Source organism: Streptomyces sp. NPDC102451 (genome assembly GCF_044765485.1).
Classification (GTDB): Bacteria; Actinomycetota; Actinomycetes; order Streptomycetales; family Streptomycetaceae; genus Streptomyces.
In genome coordinates this window covers 655,123-674,490 of sequence record NZ_JBIWKD010000002.1, presented here as the reverse complement: position 1 = coordinate 674,490, position 19,368 = coordinate 655,123, and the positions used below count along the sequence as shown (strand labels likewise).

The window sequence follows — 19,368 nt, the reverse complement described above, 5'->3', positions numbered from 1 at the left end:
GGTGGGACGGCAGCACGGGTCGGCCCGCTGCCGTTGACGCATCAGGACTCGGCGGCCCGACGGTCGGTGATCAGGTCCATCTCGGCCTGCGCGAGGAAGCGTGCGGCCTCCTGGTCGGTCGTCGGCAGGCCGTTCGCACCGCCGTCGAGCAGCCGGCCGAGCATGGCCGCCTTGCGGTGGCCGCCGATGCCGAGCGCCTGCGTGGGCTGCGCGTCGAGCGGGCCGCTCACTTCGAGGAGCCGCACGACGATGTCGTCGCGCTGGAAGATCGTGCTGCTCTCGATCGGGCTCGACACCTCGTTCGCCGCTTCCTCGTCCTGACCGGCGAGCAGCCTGGCCAGTGCCATGCCGCAGCCTTCCTTGGCCTGGTAGAACAGCGAGTGCCGCTCGACGTCCTCGGGGGCGTGCCGCCCGGCCTTCACGTGGTGGACGGTCGGAAGCGCGGCCCTGGTGAAGAACATCCGGGCGGAGTCGGGGTCGCTGAGGTCGCGATCCTGCTCCAGGTAGGGGTTGATGGCCTCCTCGACGGCCCTGACCTCGGGCTGACGGGAGACGTGACGGAGCGCGGCCATGAGGTCTCCCTCGACCTCGACCGCCCGCACGACGCGGTTTCCGTGCATGAAGAGCGAGGTGCGGCGCAGCCGGGTGTTCTCGTCGACGCGGGCCTGCGGCGAGTCGTAGTCGGCGAGAAGCTTCGCGACCATCTCCTCCGTGCCCAGCTTCACCGTGAAGGTGAGTGCGTGCCGCACGACGCCGTCGCCCAGCCGGGGAGCGGCCTGGAGACGGCCCTTGGCGGGTTCGGGGGTGCCCTCGAAAGCGACGCCGGTCTCCCGCAGGACGCTGAAGCGGAGGGACCTGGTGTCGCGTACGCAGCTGTGCAGCGGCTGCACGGTCGCCACGTGCTCCTCGCTGTTCACCCAGGCGAGGAACGGCGGGGCGCTCTCCCATTCGCTGGTGATGAGCCACTGCGAGGGGTTCTCGATGGACTGGCACAGCTGGTCGCTGATGTGTCCGGGGATCGAGGCCACCTGGTTGCGCATGTGCTCGTACGCCTCGAGGAACTGGTTCTGGGCGCCGTCGTGCAGGTCCAGCAGCAGTATGACCCGGAGCCTCGAACCGTCGAAGGCGGACTGAGATATCCGTTCCGAGAGGGTTGTCATCTTTCGCTCTCCTTCGAGACGGTGCGGCGGCCACGTCCCGTGGCCTCCCGTCATCCGTCGGTTTCGGTGGAAGCGGCACAGGTCCCTGCCCGCCGGCGCGTGAACTCCCCCGCATCGCGAGCATCGCTCCCGCGACTGATCGTGGAACGCTGGTACGGGCGGCGCGAGATTTATGAACCGTTCAGGTGAGGCGACGGCCGAAGCCCGGCCGAATGTCTTCCGCGAGGGCATGGACACTGCATCCGTCATGCGTCCGAGCTGGAGCAACTGATGAACGAGAACGTCGACCTCCGCGTACCGGTCCTCATCGTGGGCGGCTCCCTGGTGGGCCTGTCCACCTCCCTCTTCCTGAGCCGGCTCGGAGTCCGTCACCTGCTGGTGGAGAAACACAGCAGCACCTCGACCCACCCGCGGGGGCGCGGGAACAACGTCCGCACGATGGAGGTGTTCCGGACCGCGGGTGCGGAGCAGCTGATCAGGGACGCCGCGTCCGTCCTGGCGGACAATCACGGAATCCTGCAGGCCGGCTCGCTCACGGGCGACGACCAGGAATGGCTGTTCAAGGAGATCGACCCGGGCGGCGGCATCGCCAGGTTCAGCCCGAGCGGCTGGTGCCTGTGCAGCCAGAACGACCTGGAGCCCGTGCTGGTCGCCCATGCGCGGGAGCAGGGCAGCGAGCTGCGCTTCTCCACCGAGCTGCTCAGCTTCGAGCAGGACCCGGACGGCGTCACCGCCGTGGTCAAGGACCGGGAGACCGGGGCGCACACCACGGTGCGCGCGGACTACCTCGTCGCGGCCGACGGGCCCCGCAGCCCGGTCCGGGAACAGCTGGGCATCGGCCAGACGGGTCCCGGCGACCTCTTCCACAACGTGAGCATCACGTTCCGCTCCCGCCGGCTCGCCTCCGTGGTGGGCGACCGGCGCTTCATCGTCTGCTATCTGACCGCCCCGGACGCGGACGGGGCGCTGCTGCCCGTGGACAACGAGGAGCAGTGGGTGTTCCACGCGCCGTGGCAGCCGGACAGGGGCGAGACACTGGAGGACTTCACCGACGAGCGGTGCGCGGACCACATCCGCAGGGCGGTCGGGGCTCCGGACCTGGACGTCGAGATCACGGGCAAGGCCCCGTGGCACGCCGCCGAGCGGGTCGCCGAACGGTACGGTTCCGGCCGGGTCTTCCTGGCCGGTGACTCGGCGCACGAGATGTCCCCCACCGGGGCGTTCGGTTCGAACACCGGTATCCAGGACGCGCACAACCTGGCCTGGAAGCTGGCTGCCGTGATCGACGAGGCGGCGGGGCCCGGGCTCCTCGAGACGTACGAGGCGGAGCGTCTTCCGGTGGCGAAGGCCACGAGCGCGCGCGCGTCGGCCCGTTCGGGGGAGCACAGCCACCCGGGGTACGCCGGCTCGCCGGGCCCGGGCGGCGGCCGTAAGGGCGGCATGCTCACGGTCGCGCTCGGCTACCGCTATGTGCGGGGCGCCGTCCTGGACGTCGACCCCGGCCTTCCGGTCGTGCCCGAGGGCATGGGTCTGAACGGCGAACCCGGCACACGCGCACCGCACATGTGGCTCGGCCGGAACGGCGGGCGGGTGTCGACACTTGACCTCTACGAGAAGTCGTTCGTGCTGCTGTGCGATGCCCGGTACCCGGACTGGCGCGCGGCGGCGCAGCAGGTGGCGAAGCGTCTGTCCGTCCCGCTGGAGGCGTTCGGGATCGGCTCCGCCCCCGGCGCCGACCTGGAGCCCGAGGACGGGGCCGACTGGGCCGCCTCCCACGGCACCTCCGACGAGGGTGCCGTTCTGGTGCGCCCCGACGGATTCGTGGCCTGGCGTTCGGTGGGCGCGGCGGCGGACCCGGAGGCGACGCTGTACGAGGTCATGATGACCCTGCTCCACCGCGGCTGACGCAGCGGGACCTAGGGACGGCGGGCCCCGTGCGGGGCCCGCCGAGCCCGTCAGCCGACGCCGAACGACCTGAGGGCGGTGAGGAACGCCTGTGGGTTGTCGGCGTGCACGAGGTGGCCCGCCTCGACGGACACGAACCGTCCTCCGGGTATCTGCTTTGCCATCCAGGCCAGTTGTTCCTGGTCGACGTGGCTGCGGGTCCCTCCGACGACGAGTGCCGGGGCGGTGATCTCGCCCAGGCACTCCCGTGCGGCCGGGTCCGGGGCGTTCAACTGTGCGTCGATGGACGGGACCACCTGCCAGTCGAAGCCGAGCTCCTCCGGGGGCTGTTCGGCCGCCGGGCGGGGCGGGTCGAGCGGGAGCATGGTGGGGGCGTCCTCGATGACCAGGGCCCCGACCAGTGCCGGGTGCCGCTCGGCGAGCAGCAGGGCTGCCGCACCGCCCATCGAGTGCCCGATCACCGTGGCGCCGGACAGATTGCGGGCCTCCAGGAAGGCGTGCAGGTCGTCACGGAAGAATTCGAAGGAGTAGCGGCCCGGCCAGTCGCTGAGGCCGTGGCCCCGGAAGTCGAGTGCGTACACACGGTGGCGGACCGCGAGCCGTTCGGCGATTCCCGTCCAGTCCAGGCTGCTACCGCCCCGCCCGTGGGCGAGGACGACGGGCGGGGCCGACGGGTCACCCCAGGTGCGGTACGCGAGCCGGATCCCGCCCGCCTGCACGCTCCTGACGTCGGGGTCGAGGAAGGCGGCGACGGTGCGGACGAAGGCACCGGGGCCGTCCATCCACGGGAAGTGGGCGGCGCCCCGCTGGACGACGAACTCCGCGTGGGGGAAGAGCGCGGCGAATTCCGCGGCACGGTCGGGGCTGGGGCCGCCGTCGTACTCCCCCGCCAGGACGAGCACGGGCACCGGCAGCTCGCGGAGTGCGGCGACCGTGGCTTCGGTGTCGAGACCCTCCTCCGGGTAGTAGAGCGACCCGGCCAGGGCGTTCCGCTGCGCGGGGGATTCGGCGGCATGGGCCTGGGCCGCCGAATCCCAGCGCCCGTACATGAACGGCCGGATCCCTGCCCATGCCTCGGGCGTGGCGCGTCCGGCCTGGATCTCGTCGAGCGCCGCCCTGGCCCCGGCGTACCAGGGTTCGTGGGCGCGCAGCGCGGCGGCGTCGCGCCGGTCCTGGTCGGTGGCGGGAAGGCCCAGGGTGCCCGTGCCGGGCGTGACGAGGATGAGGGAGCGCAGTCGCCGGGGGTATTTCGCCGCGTAGAGCGCCGCGAGTTCACCGGAGGCGGAGTGGCCCAGCACATCGGCCTGCTCGAGACCGAGGTGCGCGCGGAGCGCCTCGACGTCGTCGACGAGCCGGTCGATCCGGTACGTCGACGGGTCCTGCGGGACGGCGGAGTCCCCGGTGCCCCGCAGGTCGAGCAGCACCAGCTGCCGCACTCGGGACAGACCGCCGAGGTCGCCGAAGTACCGGGCCGCCCGCATGGGGCCGCCGGGCAGGCAGATCAGCGGTTCGCCCTCGCCCACCAGGTGGTAGGCGAGCTCGGTTCCGTCGTACGTGCTGAAGATCGGCATAGCAGTCATCCAAACAGGGCGGGGCGGTCCGTCGCGTGTGCGTACGCCCACAGCGAATCAGCTGACGGCGGAGTCCGGCCAGGAACCGTGCGCCCGCCCGACGGGGCCGGGTCCGTGGGCCCGGGGTTCCGGGCGCTGCGGCCCGACGGCCACCCGGGCGGACCGGTCCGGGCTGCTGACCAGGAGTTGTCCACAGGCTCACCCCACCCCTTGCCAGAACCCCCCGCCTCCTGAATTACTGCTCCCAGGAGGCGACCGAATGGTCGGTCGCCGCTCGGCGAGGGGATGATCCGTATGACCGCGCTGCTTGACGCCGGCGAGCGGCTCGGCCGCGACGAGCTCGAAGCACTGCAGCTGGAGCGGCTCCGGGCCACGCTGCGGCATGCCTACGAGAACGTCGGTTTCTACCGCGCGGCCTTCGACAAGGCGGGGCTGCGCCCCGAGGACTGCCGCTCGCTCGCCGATCTCTCCCGCTTCCCGTTCACCGTCAAGGCCGACCTGCGCGACAACTACCCGTTCGGGATGTTCGCGGTTCCCGAGGACCGGGTGCGGCGGATCCATGCCTCCAGCGGCACGACCGGCCGGCCGACGGTGGTCGGGTACACCGAGCGGGACCTGGACACATGGGCGGACGTGGTCGCGCGGTCGATCAGGGCGGCGGGCGGGCGGCCGGGCCACAAGGCCCATGTGGCCTACGGGTACGGGCTGTTCACCGGCGGGCTCGGAGCGCACTACGGGGCGGAGCGGCTCGGGTGCACCGTCATTCCGGCGTCCGGGGGCATGACCGCGCGCCAGGTGCAGCTGATCCAGGACTTCCGGCCCGAGATCATCATGATCACGCCCTCGTACATGCTGACCCTCCTGGACGAGTTCGAGCGCCAGGGGGTGGACCCCCGGTCGACGTCGCTGAAGGTCGGGATCTTCGGCGCCGAGCCGTGGACCGAGCAGATGCGCGGGGAGATCGAGGAGCGGTTCGCCATCGACGCCGTCGACATATACGGGCTGTCGGAGGTGATGGGCCCGGGTGTGGCGCAGGAGTGCGTGGAGACCAAGGACGGGCTGCACATCTGGGAGGACCACTTCTATCCGGAGGTCGTCGACCCGTTCACCGGTGAGGTCCTGCCGGACGGCGAGGAGGGCGAGCTGGTCTTCACCTCTCTCACCAAGGAGGCCATGCCGGTGATCCGCTACCGGACCCGTGATCTGACGCGGCTTCTGCCGGGCACGGCGCGTGTCTTCCGCCGGATGGAGAAGATCACCGGGCGCAGTGACGACATGGTGATCCTGCGCGGGGTGAATCTCTTCCCCACACAGATCGAGGAGATCGTGCTGCGTACCCCGGGGGTGGCCCCGCACTTCCAGCTGCGGCTGACGCGGCAGGGGCGGATGGACGCGCTGACCGTACGGGCGGAGGCACGAGCCGGTGCCTCGACGGCCGAGCGCGAGTCGGCCGCCCGGTCCATCGCGGCGGCCGTGAAGGACGGGGTCGGCGTGAGCGTCGGGGTCGAGATCGTCGATCCGGAGACCCTGGAGCGGTCGGTCGGCAAGATCAAGCGGATCGTCGACCTGAGGGAGGCCGACTGAGGGAGGCCGAACGAGGGAGCCGAGCCGGCCTCGGGCGCGGCGGGGCCGTGGGTCATCATCGTGAAGCGGTCATGGCCGCGAAGAGCACGACGTTGTCCTGGTAGCCCGACTTCTTGTCGTACGCACCACCACAGGTGATCACGCGCAGTTCGGGCCGGGCGGAGGGACCGTAGACCTTCTCGTCCGGGAAGTCGGCCTTGTCGTAGACCCCCACTGCGTAGACCGTGAACACGGCCGTGCGCCCGTCGGCCCGGACGATTTCGACGGTGGCGCCCTTGCGCACGGACCCCAGCTCGTGGAAGACACCGGGCCCGACGCTGGTGTCTACGTGCCCGGCCGCGACGGCGGTGCCCACGGCTCCGGGCACGGTGCCGCCCGCGTACCAGCCGGCGAGTACGGGGTTGTTGTCGGGCGGAGGAGCGAGAGCCCCGGCGGCGTTCAGAGCGAGCTTCATCATGGGCGCGTCCACCGTGATGGCCGGGATCCGCAGCCGGAGCGGCATGGAGGGCGGGAGCGGCATGGAGGGCGGGAGCGGCTGCACGGCGGGACGGGAGGAGGGGGTGCGGCCGGGTGCCGGAGCGGTGGAGGGCGAGCCTGCAGGAGCGGCCGGGGCACGGTCCGGCGGGCTCGTCGGGGCAAGGGCGGGGGCGGCCCGCAGCGGGGCCGGCGGGGCCGGGCGGAAGGGCAGCAGGGACAGGGACGCCGGAGGCGTGGACGGCCGGCGCGCATAGGAGGGCGGTTCGAGGACCGAACGCTCCCCGAGCAGGTGGACGGGAGCCTCGGGCAGATGGACGGGAGGCCACGCAGGGCCCGAGAGCCGGGCAGCGGGCGCACCCGGAGCCGTGACCGCGGGCGATGCGGGGGCGGTGGTGGCAGGCGGCACGGGGGCTGCCGTTCCGGCGGCCGGCGCGGGTGCAGAAGCTGCGCTTCCGGCGGCGGGCGGCTGGGGTGGCCTGTCGTCGCGCAAGCCGCTGATCACCAGCGCTGTGCCCGCCACCAGGGCCCAGACGAGGTGCTTGACCGCCGGGAACGACGAGGGTGGCGTGCTGGTGGTGCGCCCGGATTCCATCGCGTGTGCCTCTGCCTCGCAGCGGGTGGGAAGGGAGTGTCCTCGGGTCCGGACGGGGACGGCGTCCGTGCCCGCCCGGGCCCGAGGACATGAGTCGTACAGTCAGGAGCCCGCCGCCGCGGCGGTCCGGCGGCGCATGCGGAACACTCCCCCGGCCACCGCCGCGGCGAGCAGCGCGCTGCCCGCGGCAAGCTGCGTTCCCTGGTCGGTGGGTGTGCCGAATCCTGCGTCGACCCCGCCGGTGGGGGCGCGGTCGACGATCCGGTAGGTGTCCGTGATCTTGGTCCGCGGCGGGCACTTCACGGTGACGGTGTCGATGTCCCGCCCGGTGCCCGGCGGGATGTCGAAGACGCCGACGAGTACGCCCGCCCGGTCGCCCGCGAACAGGTGGAAGGCCCCTCCTGCCTCGGACGTGCCCTTGCCGTAGGTCTCCTTGCCGCAGGCTCTGGTGCTGACGGTGACCTGTGAGCCCGGCGAGGCCTCCGCCGGGGTGATGCGAATGGTCTGTTCACCGGACGGGTCGGCCGCCGCCACCGCGGCCGGGGCCGCGAGAGCGAGAGAACCTACGGCCAGACAGATACCCGCACCGATGCGTGTGTTGCGCATGTGGATCCTCCAACGGGAGCCGGGTCCGGCCGGTCTGCGCGGCACCTCTGCTGTGCTCCGTTGTCGAGGCAACCGACAGTCCGTCACCTGCGCAACACGACTCAGCCGCCCCTGTCACCCGGCCGGTCCCGGCGCCTCGCCGCCCGGGCGCCCGTTTCCGCAGGTCACCTGTTCCCGCGCAGGAGCTGAGGAGGGATCACACCCCATGACGGCGAACGGACTAAGCCGGTCGCCGCCACCTCGCGCGGCAAGCGGACGCCCGCGGCCCGGAACGGGGACGGGACGGGGACGGGGTGGGGACGGGCCCGGAACTGGCTCAGGCCCGGGTATCCGGTGTCGGTGCGGCCGTCCGCCTGGCCGCCGCCGCGGTCCCGGATGCGGAGAACCGGTCGCGCAGCTCCCGCTTGAGGATCTTTCCGCTGGCGTTGCGCGGGAGCTCCCCCACGAACAGGACGCTCTTCGGCGCCTTGAAGTGGGCGAGTGCCCCGCGGGCGTGCTCGATGAGCTCGGATTCCGAGGCCTCGCCGCGGAGCACCACGATCGCGGTGACCGCTTCGATCCAGCGTGCGTCGGGCAGCCCCACCACGGCCGCCTCGGCCACCGCCGGATGCGTGTAGAGAGCATCCTCCACCTGCCGGGAGGCGACCAGCACGCCTCCCGAGTTGATGACGTCCTTCACCCGGTCGACGACCGTGAAGTAGCCCTCCGCGTCGCGTACGGCGAGGTCGCCGGAGTGGAACCAGCCGTCGCGGAAGGCCTCCGCACTCTCCTCCGGTTTGTCCCAGTACCCCTTGCACAGCTGGGGGGACCGGTAGACCACTTCGCCCGCCGTGCCGTCGGGCACCTCCTTGCCGTCCTCGTCGACCACCTTCGCCTCGACGAAGAGCACGGGCCGCCCGCAGGAGTCCATCCGCCCTTCGTGCTCCTCGGGTCCGAGGACGGTGGCCAGGGGGCCGATCTCGCTCTGGCCGAAGCAGTTGTAGAACGCCAGCTCCGGCAGTCGTTCGCGCAGCCGTTCAAGGACGGGCACGGGCATGATCGACGCGCCGTAGTAGGCCTTGCGCAGGGCTCCGAGCTCACGGGTCGCGAACTCCGGGTGGTTGGCGAGGCCGATCCAGACCGTGGGAGGTGCGAAGAGGCTGTCCGCCTGGCCCGCTTCGACCAGGTCGAAGATCCGGCCGGCGTCCGGGGAGTCGAGGATGGTGTTCTCGGCGCCCACCGCGAGGTACGGAAGCAGGAACACATGCATCTGCGCGGAGTGGTAGAGGGGCAGCGAGTGCACCGGCCGGTCGCCGGCGCGCAGGTCGAGGGCGGTGACGGCACTGACGTACTCGTGGACCAGCGCGCCGTGCGTCATCATCGCGCCCTTGGGCTGGGCGGTCGTGCCGGAGGTGTAGAGCAGCTGGACCAGGTCTTCGGCGCCGGGTTCGCGTTCGGAGGTGAAGGGGCGCGGGGTGGCCAGCTCACCGAGGAGCGAGTCCGGCGCGTCGCGCAGCGGCTGCACGGCGTGGCCCGCCGGGACGCGCGGGGCGAGTCCGGGGTCGGTGAGGACCAGTGCGCTGCCGGACTGCCGGAGGATGTACTCCAGGTCCTCGCCGGTGAGGTTCTGATTGACCGGCACATGGATCAGTCCGGCTCGGGCGCAGGCCAGATAGGCGATCAGGTACGCGTCCGAGTTGTGTGCGTAGGAGGCCACCCGGTCGCCGGGGCGCAGGCCGTGTGCGCCAGTCAGCACGGCGGCCGCAGTGGAGACCGCCTCGTCCAGGGCGGCGTAGGTCCAGGACCGCTCGGCGTACCGTACGGCGGTGCGCCCGGGGGTGCGCCGTGCGCTGCGCGTCAGGACGCCGTCCACTGTGCTGCTGCGTACACCTGTCATGGCGTGATCCTGGGCGGCGGGTCGCCGGGGGTCAAGAGTCCGGTGCAACCGTGTCGGCCCGGACCGCCCGCCCTGCAGGCGTCACGCACCGCGCACCGGGGCCGCGCCATCAGCTGACGGTTCCTCAGATTCTTTGTCCTGCGCGGGCCCCCACGGGCGGCGGCGGTGACAGTAACCTCTGCTTCGGCAGGAAGTTTCATCACCGTACGAGATTTCGAAAGTTACTTTCACTCGGGTGCTTTCGACATGAGGGGAAGGGGTTCCGGATGGCCGGGGACGTGTCGGGACGGGGAATGAGCCGTCGGAGGCTGGGCGGCGGGATACTGGCTCTGGGCGGAGCGTTCGCCCTCGGTCCGATTCCCTTCGCGGGTGCGGCGGGAGCGGCAGCCGGCGCCGAGCGGGGAGCGGAGCCGCTCGGCGGCACAGCATCGGGAACCGGGACGGGTATGGGATCAGGGCGGGGCGGACCGACTCTGCGCCGAGGGTCGGCCACACGTGCCGGGCTGCTGCAGGACCAGCTCGACCTGCTCGTCACCGACGCGGAGAAGTACCTCGCCGACTCCCCCGCGCACCCCTGGTACGCGGGGGCGGTCCTGCTGACGGGCCGTGGCGGCACCGTGGCCCTGCACCGGCCGATCGGCCACGCCGTGCGCTATGCGGCGTACGACGAGACGACCGACACCGGGGTGGAGTTTCCGCCGGACCAGCAGATCGCGATGGCCGAGGACACGGTCTTCGACCTGGCCTCGGTGTCGAAGCTGTTCACCTCGATCCTCGCCGTGCAGCAGATCGAGCGGGGCGCACTGGAGCTGGAGGCTCCGGTCGCGTCCTACCTCCCCGATTTCGCCGGCGGCGGCAAGCAGGACATCACGGTCCGTCAGCTGCTCACGCACACCTCGGGCTTCCGGGCCTGGATCCCGCTCTACAAGGAGCCGACCCGCGAGGGGAAGCTGCGCCTGCTCTGGGACGAGGTTCCGGCCTCGGCTCCCGGTACGGCGTATCTCTACTCCGACCTCAACCTGATCTCGCTCCAGCTGATCCTGGAGAAGATCACCGGCCGCACCCAGGACGCCCTGCTCCGCGAGGAGATCACCGCTCCACTCGGGATGCACCGCACCCGGTACAACCCGCCCGCCTCCTGGAAGCCGAAGATCGCGGCCACCGAGGACGCCCGGCTGCCCTGGTCGGGGCTGGAGCGCGGGCTGGTGTGGGGCGAGGTCCACGACGAGAACGCGTACAGCCTGGGCGGGGTCGCCGGTCACGCGGGCGTCTTCTCCTGCGCCTGGGACCTGGCCGTGCTGGCCCGCACGCTGCTCAACGGCGGGAGCTACGGCTCGGCCCGGATCCTGTCCGAGAAGTCCGTGGAGCTGCTGTTCACCGACTTCAACACCGCGTTCCCCGGAGATGAGCACGGCCTGGGCTTCGAGCTCTACCAGCACTGGTACATGGGCGCGATGGCCACGCCGCGCACCGCGGGCCACACGGGGTTCACCGGGACGAGCCTGGTCCTCGATCCGACCACGGACTCGTTCCTGATCGTTCTCGGCAACTCGGTCCATCCCGTACGCACATGGCGTTCGGGCAGCGCTCCGCGGGTCGCGACGGCCAACCGGATGGCGCGCGCGGTGCCCGTCCGCCCGGCCCGCGGCCGTACCGCCTGGTTCTCCGGCATGGCCAGCGCCTCCACCGCGACGCTCACGCTGCCCGCGCTGCGCCCGGTGTCCTCGCGCCCGTCACTGAGCTGCGCCTTGTGGTGGGACACCGAGCCGGCCTCGGACGTCCTGCGACTGGAGGCTTCGTCGGACTCCGGGGCGACATGGCGGCCCGTGCCCTTCACCACCGTACCGACGCAGGGTGACCGGCCCAGGGACTCGACGCCGCACCCGGACGGCTCGGTCTCGGGCTGGTCGGGGCGCGTCTGGCACCGGCTGGAGGCGGACCTGAAGACCTGGCGGGGCACCGAGGTACGGCTCCGCTGGCGCTACGTCACCGACCAGTTGTACGTCGGGCGAGGGGTGTACGTGGACGGTGTCCGGGTCGAGGACGCCGGCCGTACGCTCTTCGACGACAGCAGGCCGCGTGACGCCGGGCGCATCGAGGCGACGGGGTGGGCCGTTTCCTCCGACTGATGATTCCTCCGGCTGAGTCCGCCGACTGATTCCTCCGGCTGTTTCCTTCCGCTGATTCCTCCGGCCGCTTCCTCCGGCCGTTTCCTCCGACCGAGCGGGTCCGGCTGGTTGGATGGCCGGCATGAACGGAACCCAGTCCATAGAAAGCCCGTGGGGCGTGTCGGTGTTCGGGGCGGCGAGCGTGGACGCCGCACCCGACCTGGCACGCCTCCGCGTCGCGATATCGCAGACCAGGAACAAACCGGGCGAGGCGTTCGCCGCCACCCGGAGCGGGGTGAACGCGATCCGGGAGGTCCTGCGCGGGCACGAGGTGCCGGAGGCCGCCGTGTCCACGTCGAGGCTGAACCTGTCGTCGCAGTGGAGCTACGGAAATGAGCGCAAGTTCCTCGGTTACGAGTGCACGGCCTCGTTCGTGATCGAACTGCGTGAGCTGGACACCCTGGAGACGGTCCTCATCGACGTCGTGGAGGCCGGGGCCAACGAGGTCAAGGGCGTCGAGTTCGACGTGCGCACGAAGAGGGAACTGCGCGCCCGTGCCCGCACGGCGGCCGTGGCGGCGGCGCGGGAGAAGGCCGCTCTGTACGCGGAGGCGGCCGGTGCGCAGCTGGGGCCGGTCATCCACATCAAGGACGTGGACGCCGAACAGGTGCAGAACTACCGCAGCCACAGCAGCCACCAGAGCGGTGGCGGGGAGGGCGATCTGACGCCCGGCAAGGTGACCGTGTCGGCGGGGGTCGTTCTCGGCCTCTCGCTCATCGGCGGCTAACGGTACGCGCCACGGCGCGACGACGGGCGCGGGCCTCCCGAGGGGGTCCGCGCTCCGTCTTTTCGCGCCTCCGTCCAGTGCGTACTCCCAGCCTCGAACCGATTCGAAACTTTCGCCCACTCACATGAACGACTTTCGTCACGCCCGAGCTCCATTACCGGGCTCCTCGCGAAGTGAGTCCCGAACGATCCCGCACAGCACCCTTACCCGCAGGCCAGGTCGTCAACTCCTCTCAAATGAGCGGCAGTTCACTCGGAAATGTTTCGGAAATGCGGCGTTGACGTGACTTCCCGTGAAGCGCATACTCTCCCTCGCTCCCCTTGTTCCGCAGCTCTTCCCTCTGCCGCCCGACGCCCGTCCCGTGCGTCCGCCGGCGGCTGAACAGCACCTCGAACGGTCCGAATCCCCCTGTCCGGGCGTCCGGTTCGACACGCCCGACAACCGGAAGAAGAGGCTGGAAACGTGATGGTCCAGATTCTCCCCGGCGGCGCCCCCGCCCACCCGCACCGGCCGGCCCGTGGCAGACGGGCTCTGTCCCTCGTCACCGCGGGCGTCCTTGCCGCAGCCGGTGTCGTCGCGCTCGCCGGCAATGCCCAGGCCGCCGGTGCGCTCGGCGACGCCGCGGCCGCGAAGGGCCGCTACTTCGGCACGGCGGTGGCCGCCAACCACCTCGGTGAGGCGGCGTACGCGTCGACGCTGGACGCCCAGTTCGGCTCGGTGACCCCCGAGAACGAGATGAAGTGGGACGCCGTCGAGAGCTCCCGCAACTCGTTCAGCTTCTCGGCGGCCGACCAGATCGTCAGCCACGCGCAGAGCAAGGGGATGAAGGTCAGGGGCCACACCCTCGTGTGGCACTCGCAGCTCCCCGGCTGGGTGAGCGGCCTGGGCGCCACCGACCTCCGCTCGGCCATGAACAACCACATCACCCAGGTGATGACCCACTACAAGGGCAAGATCCACTCGTGGGACGTGGTGAACGAGGCGTACCAGGACGGCAGCAGCGGGGCCCGGCGCAGTTCGCCGTTCCAGGACAAGCTCGGCAACGGGTTCATCGAGGAGGCCTTCCGCACGGCCCGTACGGTCGATGCCGATGCCAAGCTCTGCTACAACGACTACAACACCGACGGTCAGAACGCGAAGTCCAACGCTGTCTACGACATGGTGAAGGACTTCAAGCAGCGCGGTGTCCCGATCGACTGCGTGGGCTTCCAGTCGCACTTCAACAGCAACTCGCCCGTCCCCTCCGACTACCAGGCCAACCTGCAGCGCTTCGCCGATCTCGGTGTCGATGTGCAGATCACCGAGCTGGACATCGAGGGCTCAGGGTCGGCCCAGGCCGCGAACTACACCAAGGTGGTGAACGCCTGCCTGGCCGTCACGCGCTGCACCGGCCTGACCGTCTGGGGTGTCACGGACAAGTACTCGTGGCGCAGCAGCGGCACCCCGCTGCTCTTCGACGGCGACTACAACAAGAAGCCGGCCTACGACGCGGTGCTCGCCGCGCTCGGCGGGTCCGACGGGGGCGGTGACGACGGGGGCGGTGAGGACGGCGGTGAGGACGGCGGCGGCACCGGTGCCTGCACGGCGACGTACACCCGGACCTCGACCTGGAACGGCGGGTACAACGGCGAGGTGACCGTCAAGGCCGGCGGTTCGGGCATCACCACCTGGACGGTTCCGGTGACCGTTCCGTCGCCGCAGAAGGTCTCGGCCGTCTGGAACGGCACACCCACCACGTCGGGCGAGGTAATGACGGTCAAGCCCTCCTGGAACGGAACCCTGGCGGCCGGCGCCTCGACGAGCTTCGGGTTCACCGTCACGACGAACGGCAGTACCTCGGCACCCGTCGTCGGAGCCTGCACCGCGTCCTGACAGCCCCGGACCCCCTCCTTGTCGCCAGGAGGGCCCCGGCCGGTACCGGGCGCGGCAAGGCCCGCACCCCCCTCCGTCCGGTCCGGCCGGACAGGACGGGGCATGTCGAGCCCGCACTCGCCGCCCCGTCCTACCGCAGCGCTCCGCCCTTCCCCGTCGGCCGACCGGGCGGGGCGGAGCGTTGTCGGTGCGGTCAGCCAGGGGTGGGGCCGCCTGTCCCGGTGGCGGCGAGTGCCGAAGCGGTGGACCCGGCCGGGACGCCGGCTCCCTCCGGTGCCGGTGCCGTCGATTCGCGTACCACCAGCCGGGGTCTGATCAGCAGGGACCGTCCGGCGGCGGGGGCGAAGTCGATCCGGGCCCGCAACTGCTGGAACGTCTCTGCGGCCATCTCCGGAAGCGGCTGGCGGACCGTGGTGAGAGGCGGCTCGAAGAGGTCGGCGAGCAGGATGTCGTCGAAGCCGACCACCGAGACGTCCCGGCCCGCACCGCGCCCGGCGTCCCTGGCGCCCCGGCAGATGCCGATCGCGCACATGTCGTTGATCGCGACGAAACCGGTGGGCGGGTCCGGCCGGGTGAGCAGTTCCCTGGCCGCGTTCCGGCCCAGCTCCGCCGCGTCCTTGTCACCGAACTCGGTGGTGTCCGCACCGGGCCAGACGATCGCCCGGGCCGGATCGATCCCCGCCGCCTCCAGGGCCGAACGGAAGCCCCGCAACCGCTCACGCCGGTTCACGCTGTGGACGGAGCCGGAGACGAAGGCCAGCTTCCGGTGGCCCAGTTCGATCAGATGCCGGGTGGCGAGCTCGGCCCCCATCGCGTTGTCCACACTGATGCTCGCCAGTGACGACGGGTCCCCCGCCTGCGCCGTCCGGTCGAAGGCCACCATCTTGAGCCCCCTGCTCAGCAGGGGCGTCATGTGGTCGAGCGAGGGCAGCGAGGAGCAGAGCACGACCCCGCTCACCCCGTCGGCGAGCAGCTCCTCGCCGTACTTCAGCTCCCGGGCGGGGTCGCGCTCGCTGTTGCAGAGCAGCACGTGATAGCCCTCGGCCAGCGCGATGGCCTCCAGCTCCCTGGCCAGCGCCCATTCTGGCTCCAGGCCCCGACGGCCTCGGCGGCGCGGACCCGGCAGTGGTCGGCGGCGCCTCCGGTGGAGCTGGTCTCCCGCTCGTCGGCGGTGCACGCCGTGCGCCGCCCCTCCGACGGGCTGCTCGCCGCGAACTTCTGGAGTGCCGGCACCGCGCAGGAGCTGACCTGCGACGGCCCCGCCTCGGTTCTGGTGCGCCCGGAGGGCAGGACGGTCACGGTCGCCCTGTCCGATCCGACGCAGCTGCGGTCCTCCGTGGTGCTCGACCTCGACCGGCCCGGCCTCAGGGTCGCCGCCGCGGACCCCGGTGTCCGTGCCACCGCCACGGGCCGGGGGCTGAGGATCACCGCGGACACGGCCGGCCTGCACGGCGCGACCCTCAACCTCACCCTGAAGAGGAGCTAGACCCTTGCTGTTCGACATGCCCCTGGAGAAGCTGCGCGCGTACCGGCCCGAGCCGGAGGAGCCCGCCGACTTCGACGCGTTCTGGGAGAAGACCCTCGCCGAGACGGAGCGCCACGCTCTGGACGCCGAGTTCGTCCCGTACGACGCCGGGTTCGCGACCGTCGACGTGTACGACGTGACGTTCAACGGCTGGGGCGGGCAGCCGGTGAAGGCCTGGCTGCTGCTGCCGCGCGTCCGCTCGGGTCCGCTGCCGGCCGTGGTGCAGTACATCGGGTACAACGGCGGGCGCGGTGTCCCGTACTCCTGGCTGACGTGGAGCGCGCTCGGCTACGCCCATCTGGTGATGGACAACCGGGGGCAGGGCGGCGGCGGCAAGAACACGGCGGACACCCCGGACCTCGGCCCGGACGGCCACGGCTCCTCCTCCCCGGGCTTCCTCACCCGCGGCATCGAGGACCCCGGCCGGCACTACTACCGGCGGCTCATCACCGACGCCGTGCGCGCGGTCGACGCGGTGAAGGCGCACGAGGCCGTGGATCCCTTGCGGGTCGCGGTGCTCGGCGGCAGCCAGGGCGGCGGCCTGGTGCTCGCGGTCGCCGGACTGCGTGACGACGTGGCGGCGGCCGTGGCCGATGTGCCGTTCCTCTGCCACTTCCGGCGCGGCTCGCAGATCACCGACTCGGGCCCGTACGCGGAGATCGCCCGCTGGCTGTCCGGGCACCGCTTCCGGATCGAGGAGGCGATGGAGACCCTCTCCTACTTCGACGGGGTCAACTTCGCGGCGCGGGCGACGGCCCCTGCGTGGTTCTCGGTGGGGCTGATGGACCGGATCTGCCCGTCGTCGACGGTGTTCGCGGCGTACCACGCGTACGCCGGCCCCGCCGAGCTGGAGGTGTTCACGTACAACGGCCACGAGGGCGGCGCGGAGTACGACCTGCCGCGCAAGATCGGGGCGCTGCGGGGGGTGCTCGGTCAGTAGGGGTTCCGGTCACCGGCCCAGCACCGCCATGGCGGCGTTGTGGCCGGGCACCCCGCTGACCCCGCCGCCGCGCACCGCGCCGGCCCCGCACAGCAGGACGTTGGCGTGGGCGGTCTCCACGCCCCAGCGGCCCGTCTCCCCGGTGGCGTACGGGAAGGAGAGGTCACGGTGGAAGATGTGGCCGCCGGGGAGCCTCAGGTCGCGCTCCAGGTCGAGGGGTGTCTTCGCCTCGATGCACGGCCGGCCGTCGGCGTCGAGCGCCAGGCAGTCGGTGAGCGGCTCCTCGAGATGGGCGTCGAGTTGAGCGAGGGTCGCCGAGAGCAGGGCTTCGCGCGCCGTCTCGTTGTCCTCCGTGAAGAGCCTGGCGGGGGTGTGCAGGCCGAACAGGGTGAGGGTCTGGTAGCCGCGTGCCGCGAGGTCGGGGCCCAGGATCGACGGGTCGGTCAGGGAGTGGCAGTAGATCTCGGACGGCGGGACACCGGGCAGGCGTCCGGCCGCGGCCTCGCGGTAGGCGGTGGCCAGTTGCCCGTACCCCTCGGCGATGTGGAAGGTCCCGGCGAACGCCTCGTGCGGGTCGACGGAGCGGTCACGCAGCCTCGGCAGCCGGGTGAGCAGCATGTTCACCTTCAGCTGGGCGCCCTCGGCGGGGGCGGGCGGCTCCTCGCCGAGGAGCGCGGCAAGCGCCTGGGGCGAGGCGTTGACGAGGACCCGGCGCGCGCCGACGAGGTGTTCTCCGTCGGGTGAGCGGACGGTGACCTCGGCGTGGGTGCCGTCGGTCTCGATGCGCGTCGCCTCGTGCAGCACCCGGATCTCGGCGCCCGCCGCCCGGGCCGCGCCGGCCAGGGCGTCGGTGAGCGCGCCCATGCCGCCGACCGGGACGTCCCAGTCCCCCGTGGAGTTGCCGATCACGTGGTAGAGGAAACAGCGGTTCTGGAGCAGGGACGGGTCGTGGGCGTCGGCGAAGGTGCCGATCAGCGCGTCGGTGAGCACGACTCCGCGGACGAGGTCGTCGGTGAAGTTCTCCTCGACGGCGACGCCGATGGGCTCCTCGAACAGCATGCGCCAGGCGTCCGCGTCGTCCACGCGCGTCCGCAGGTCGTCGCGGGCCGGCAGGGGTTCGGTGAGGGTCGGGAACACCCGCTCGGCGACCCGGCCCGTCATCGCGTAGAACCGCTGCCAGGCCTCGTACTCCCGGCCGTCGCCGGTGAGCGCGGCGAAGGACTCCCGGGTGCCGTCGCCGCCGACGAGCAGCCCGGTGGGCCGGCCGCCGCGCACCACGGGGGTGTACGAGGAGACGGTGCGCTTGCGTACGGCGAAGTCGAGGCCGAGCTCGCGGACGATCTTCTGCGGGAGGAGCGAGACGAGGTAGGAGTAGCGGGAGAGCCGGGCGTCGATCCCCTCGAAGGGGCGGGTCGACACGGCGGCTCCGCCGGTGCTGCCGAGGCGCTCCAGGACGAGCACGGACTGCCCGGCACGGGCCAGATAGGCGGCGGCGACCAGGCCGTTGTGGCCGCCGCCGACGATCACCGTGTCGTAGGCGGCGTGCGTGGGGGCACCGGGTGAGGACGTCTCGTCTGCGGGCATGCCCCTTCGTAACACGGGATGATCGTCTCTGGACAGGGGTCGCGGCTCGTGGCGCGGGGACGGGGCGCCGGAAATCCGGTGGGGGCCCGGCGGCCCGTGTGGCAGGGTGCTCCCCCGGACCGCGTCTTCCCGCGCCTGACCATGGAGAACCGATGAACGCACCCGCCCGTCTGATCCCGCTGCTCGACCAGTTCGACCTGGCGCGCGAGCGGCTCACGGGCCGGCTCGCGGGCCCGTTCGTGGACAGCGGCAGCGGTACGGACGTGGAGGTTCCCCCGCTGACCGACGAGGAGTACCTGTGGGAGCCGGTGCCGGGCTGCTGGTCGGTCCGCCGCCGCGACACGGGGCCCGGGCCGGGTGCGACCGCCCTGACGGGCACGGGCGACTGGGGACGTGACACGGCGCCGCATCCGCATCCTTCGCCGCCGCCCTTCACCACCCTCGCGTGGCGTCTGAGCCACCTCAGCGAGCTGCTGACGCTGCGTGCCGACCACACGGCGGGCAGCCACAGCCTCACCCGGGACGACTACCGCCCGGTGGGTGACGCGGCGGGGGCCCTCGCGGACTTCGGCGCCTCGGCGGACGCGTGGCGTGCGGCGCTGCTCGGCACCGACGACGCGGCGCTCGACACGGTCGGGTACAGCTCCTACCCGCACGGCAGCGACCCGGAGGACCTCTTCCTGGAGACCGTGTGGTGGGTCAACCAGGAGGTGCTGCACCACGGTGCGGAGATCGCGCTGCTGCGCGACCTCTACCGCGTACGGGCCGGCCTGGCCTGACG

General features: G+C 71.7%; 15 protein-coding genes. 8 read left to right on the top strand and 7 right to left on the bottom strand.

Annotated elements, in window-relative coordinates; translation table 11 throughout:
• Positions 1-41: 41 nt before the first annotated feature.
• Positions 42-1,160 (bottom strand): SchA/CurD-like domain-containing protein, encoded by a 1,119-nt coding sequence (locus tag ACIRD8_RS06480; protein ID WP_403986991.1) that lies wholly within the window; start codon positions 1,158-1,160, stop codon positions 42-44.
• Positions 1,161-1,430: 270 nt separating this feature from the next.
• On the opposite strand from ACIRD8_RS06480, the gene ACIRD8_RS06475 reads away from it, so the two are divergent.
• Positions 1,431-3,065: an FAD-dependent oxidoreductase gene (locus ACIRD8_RS06475; RefSeq protein ID WP_403986988.1), complete on the top strand. Its 1,635-nt coding sequence runs from the start codon at positions 1,431-1,433 to the stop codon at positions 3,063-3,065.
• 50 nt (positions 3,066-3,115) lie between these two features.
• On the opposite strand, the gene ACIRD8_RS06470 is transcribed toward ACIRD8_RS06475, so the two are convergent.
• On the bottom strand, positions 3,116-4,636 hold the full coding sequence (locus tag ACIRD8_RS06470; RefSeq protein ID WP_403986985.1) for an alpha/beta fold hydrolase: 1,521 nt from the start codon (positions 4,634-4,636) through the stop codon (positions 3,116-3,118).
• Positions 4,637-4,930: 294 nt separating this feature from the next.
• Here ACIRD8_RS06470 and paaK point away from each other — a divergent pair, with 294 nt between their 5' ends.
• Positions 4,931-6,220 carry a phenylacetate--CoA ligase PaaK gene (paaK, locus tag ACIRD8_RS06465; protein ID WP_403986982.1) on the top strand — a complete coding sequence of 430 codons (1,290 nt, stop codon included), beginning with the start codon at positions 4,931-4,933 and terminating at the stop codon, positions 6,218-6,220.
• Between the two features lie 55 nt (positions 6,221-6,275).
• On the opposite strand, the gene ACIRD8_RS06460 is transcribed toward paaK, so the two are convergent.
• The 3 genes from ACIRD8_RS06460 to ACIRD8_RS06450 all read right to left on the bottom strand — a co-directional run bounded on the left by ACIRD8_RS06460 (position 6,276) and on the right by ACIRD8_RS06450 (position 9,771).
• The gene (locus ACIRD8_RS06460; RefSeq protein ID WP_403986979.1) at positions 6,276-7,289 is read right to left on the bottom strand and encodes a class F sortase; all 1,014 of its coding nucleotides are present in this window, start codon (positions 7,287-7,289) and stop codon (positions 6,276-6,278) included.
• A gap of 102 nt (positions 7,290-7,391) precedes the next feature.
• Positions 7,392-7,895 (bottom strand): sortase, encoded by a 504-nt coding sequence (locus ACIRD8_RS06455; protein ID WP_403986977.1) that lies wholly within the window; start codon positions 7,893-7,895, stop codon positions 7,392-7,394.
• 316 nt (positions 7,896-8,211) lie between these two features.
• Complete coding sequence (locus tag ACIRD8_RS06450; RefSeq protein ID WP_403986975.1) at positions 8,212-9,771, bottom strand: acyl-CoA synthetase; 1,560 nt, start codon at positions 9,769-9,771, stop codon at positions 8,212-8,214.
• Between the two features lie 266 nt (positions 9,772-10,037).
• On the opposite strand from ACIRD8_RS06450, the gene ACIRD8_RS06445 reads away from it, so the two are divergent.
• The 3 genes from ACIRD8_RS06445 (at position 10,038) to ACIRD8_RS06435 (ending at position 14,538) form a co-directional block, all read left to right on the top strand.
• On the top strand, positions 10,038-11,900 hold the full coding sequence (locus tag ACIRD8_RS06445) for a serine hydrolase (RefSeq protein ID WP_403986972.1): 1,863 nt from the start codon (positions 10,038-10,040) through the stop codon (positions 11,898-11,900).
• Positions 11,901-12,021: 121 nt separating this feature from the next.
• A complete protein-coding gene (locus ACIRD8_RS06440) occupies positions 12,022-12,666 on the top strand; it encodes an SIMPL domain-containing protein (protein ID WP_403986969.1) in 645 nt (214 codons plus the stop codon).
• Between the two features lie 465 nt (positions 12,667-13,131).
• Complete coding sequence (locus ACIRD8_RS06435; protein WP_403986966.1) at positions 13,132-14,538, top strand: endo-1,4-beta-xylanase; 1,407 nt, start codon at positions 13,132-13,134, stop codon at positions 14,536-14,538.
• 193 nt (positions 14,539-14,731) lie between these two features.
• Here ACIRD8_RS06435 and ACIRD8_RS06430 read toward each other — a convergent pair whose 3' ends face one another.
• On the bottom strand, positions 14,732-15,715 hold the full coding sequence (locus tag ACIRD8_RS06430; RefSeq protein WP_403986963.1) for a LacI family DNA-binding transcriptional regulator: 984 nt from the start codon (positions 15,713-15,715) through the stop codon (positions 14,732-14,734).
• Positions 15,716-15,718: 3 nt separating this feature from the next.
• On the opposite strand from ACIRD8_RS06430, the gene ACIRD8_RS06425 reads away from it, so the two are divergent.
• Together ACIRD8_RS06425 and ACIRD8_RS06420 are read left to right on the top strand one after the other, a co-directional pair.
• Positions 15,719-16,024: a polysaccharide lyase beta-sandwich domain-containing protein gene (locus tag ACIRD8_RS06425; RefSeq protein WP_403986960.1), complete on the top strand. Its 306-nt coding sequence runs from the start codon at positions 15,719-15,721 to the stop codon at positions 16,022-16,024.
• 4 nt (positions 16,025-16,028) lie between these two features.
• Positions 16,029-17,003, top strand: coding sequence for an acetylxylan esterase (locus ACIRD8_RS06420; RefSeq protein WP_403986957.1), 975 nt, complete (start codon positions 16,029-16,031; stop codon positions 17,001-17,003).
• 9 nt (positions 17,004-17,012) lie between these two features.
• Here the strand turns inward: ACIRD8_RS06420 and ACIRD8_RS06415 are convergent, their stop codons facing one another.
• Entirely contained in the window at positions 17,013-18,587 is a 1,575-nt protein-coding gene (locus ACIRD8_RS06415; protein ID WP_403986954.1) for a phytoene desaturase family protein, read from the bottom strand.
• 152 nt (positions 18,588-18,739) lie between these two features.
• Between ACIRD8_RS06415 and ACIRD8_RS06410 the strand changes: the two genes are divergently transcribed.
• Entirely contained in the window at positions 18,740-19,366 is a 627-nt protein-coding gene (locus tag ACIRD8_RS06410) for a DinB family protein (protein WP_403986951.1), read from the top strand.
• Positions 19,367-19,368 lie beyond the last annotated feature (2 nt).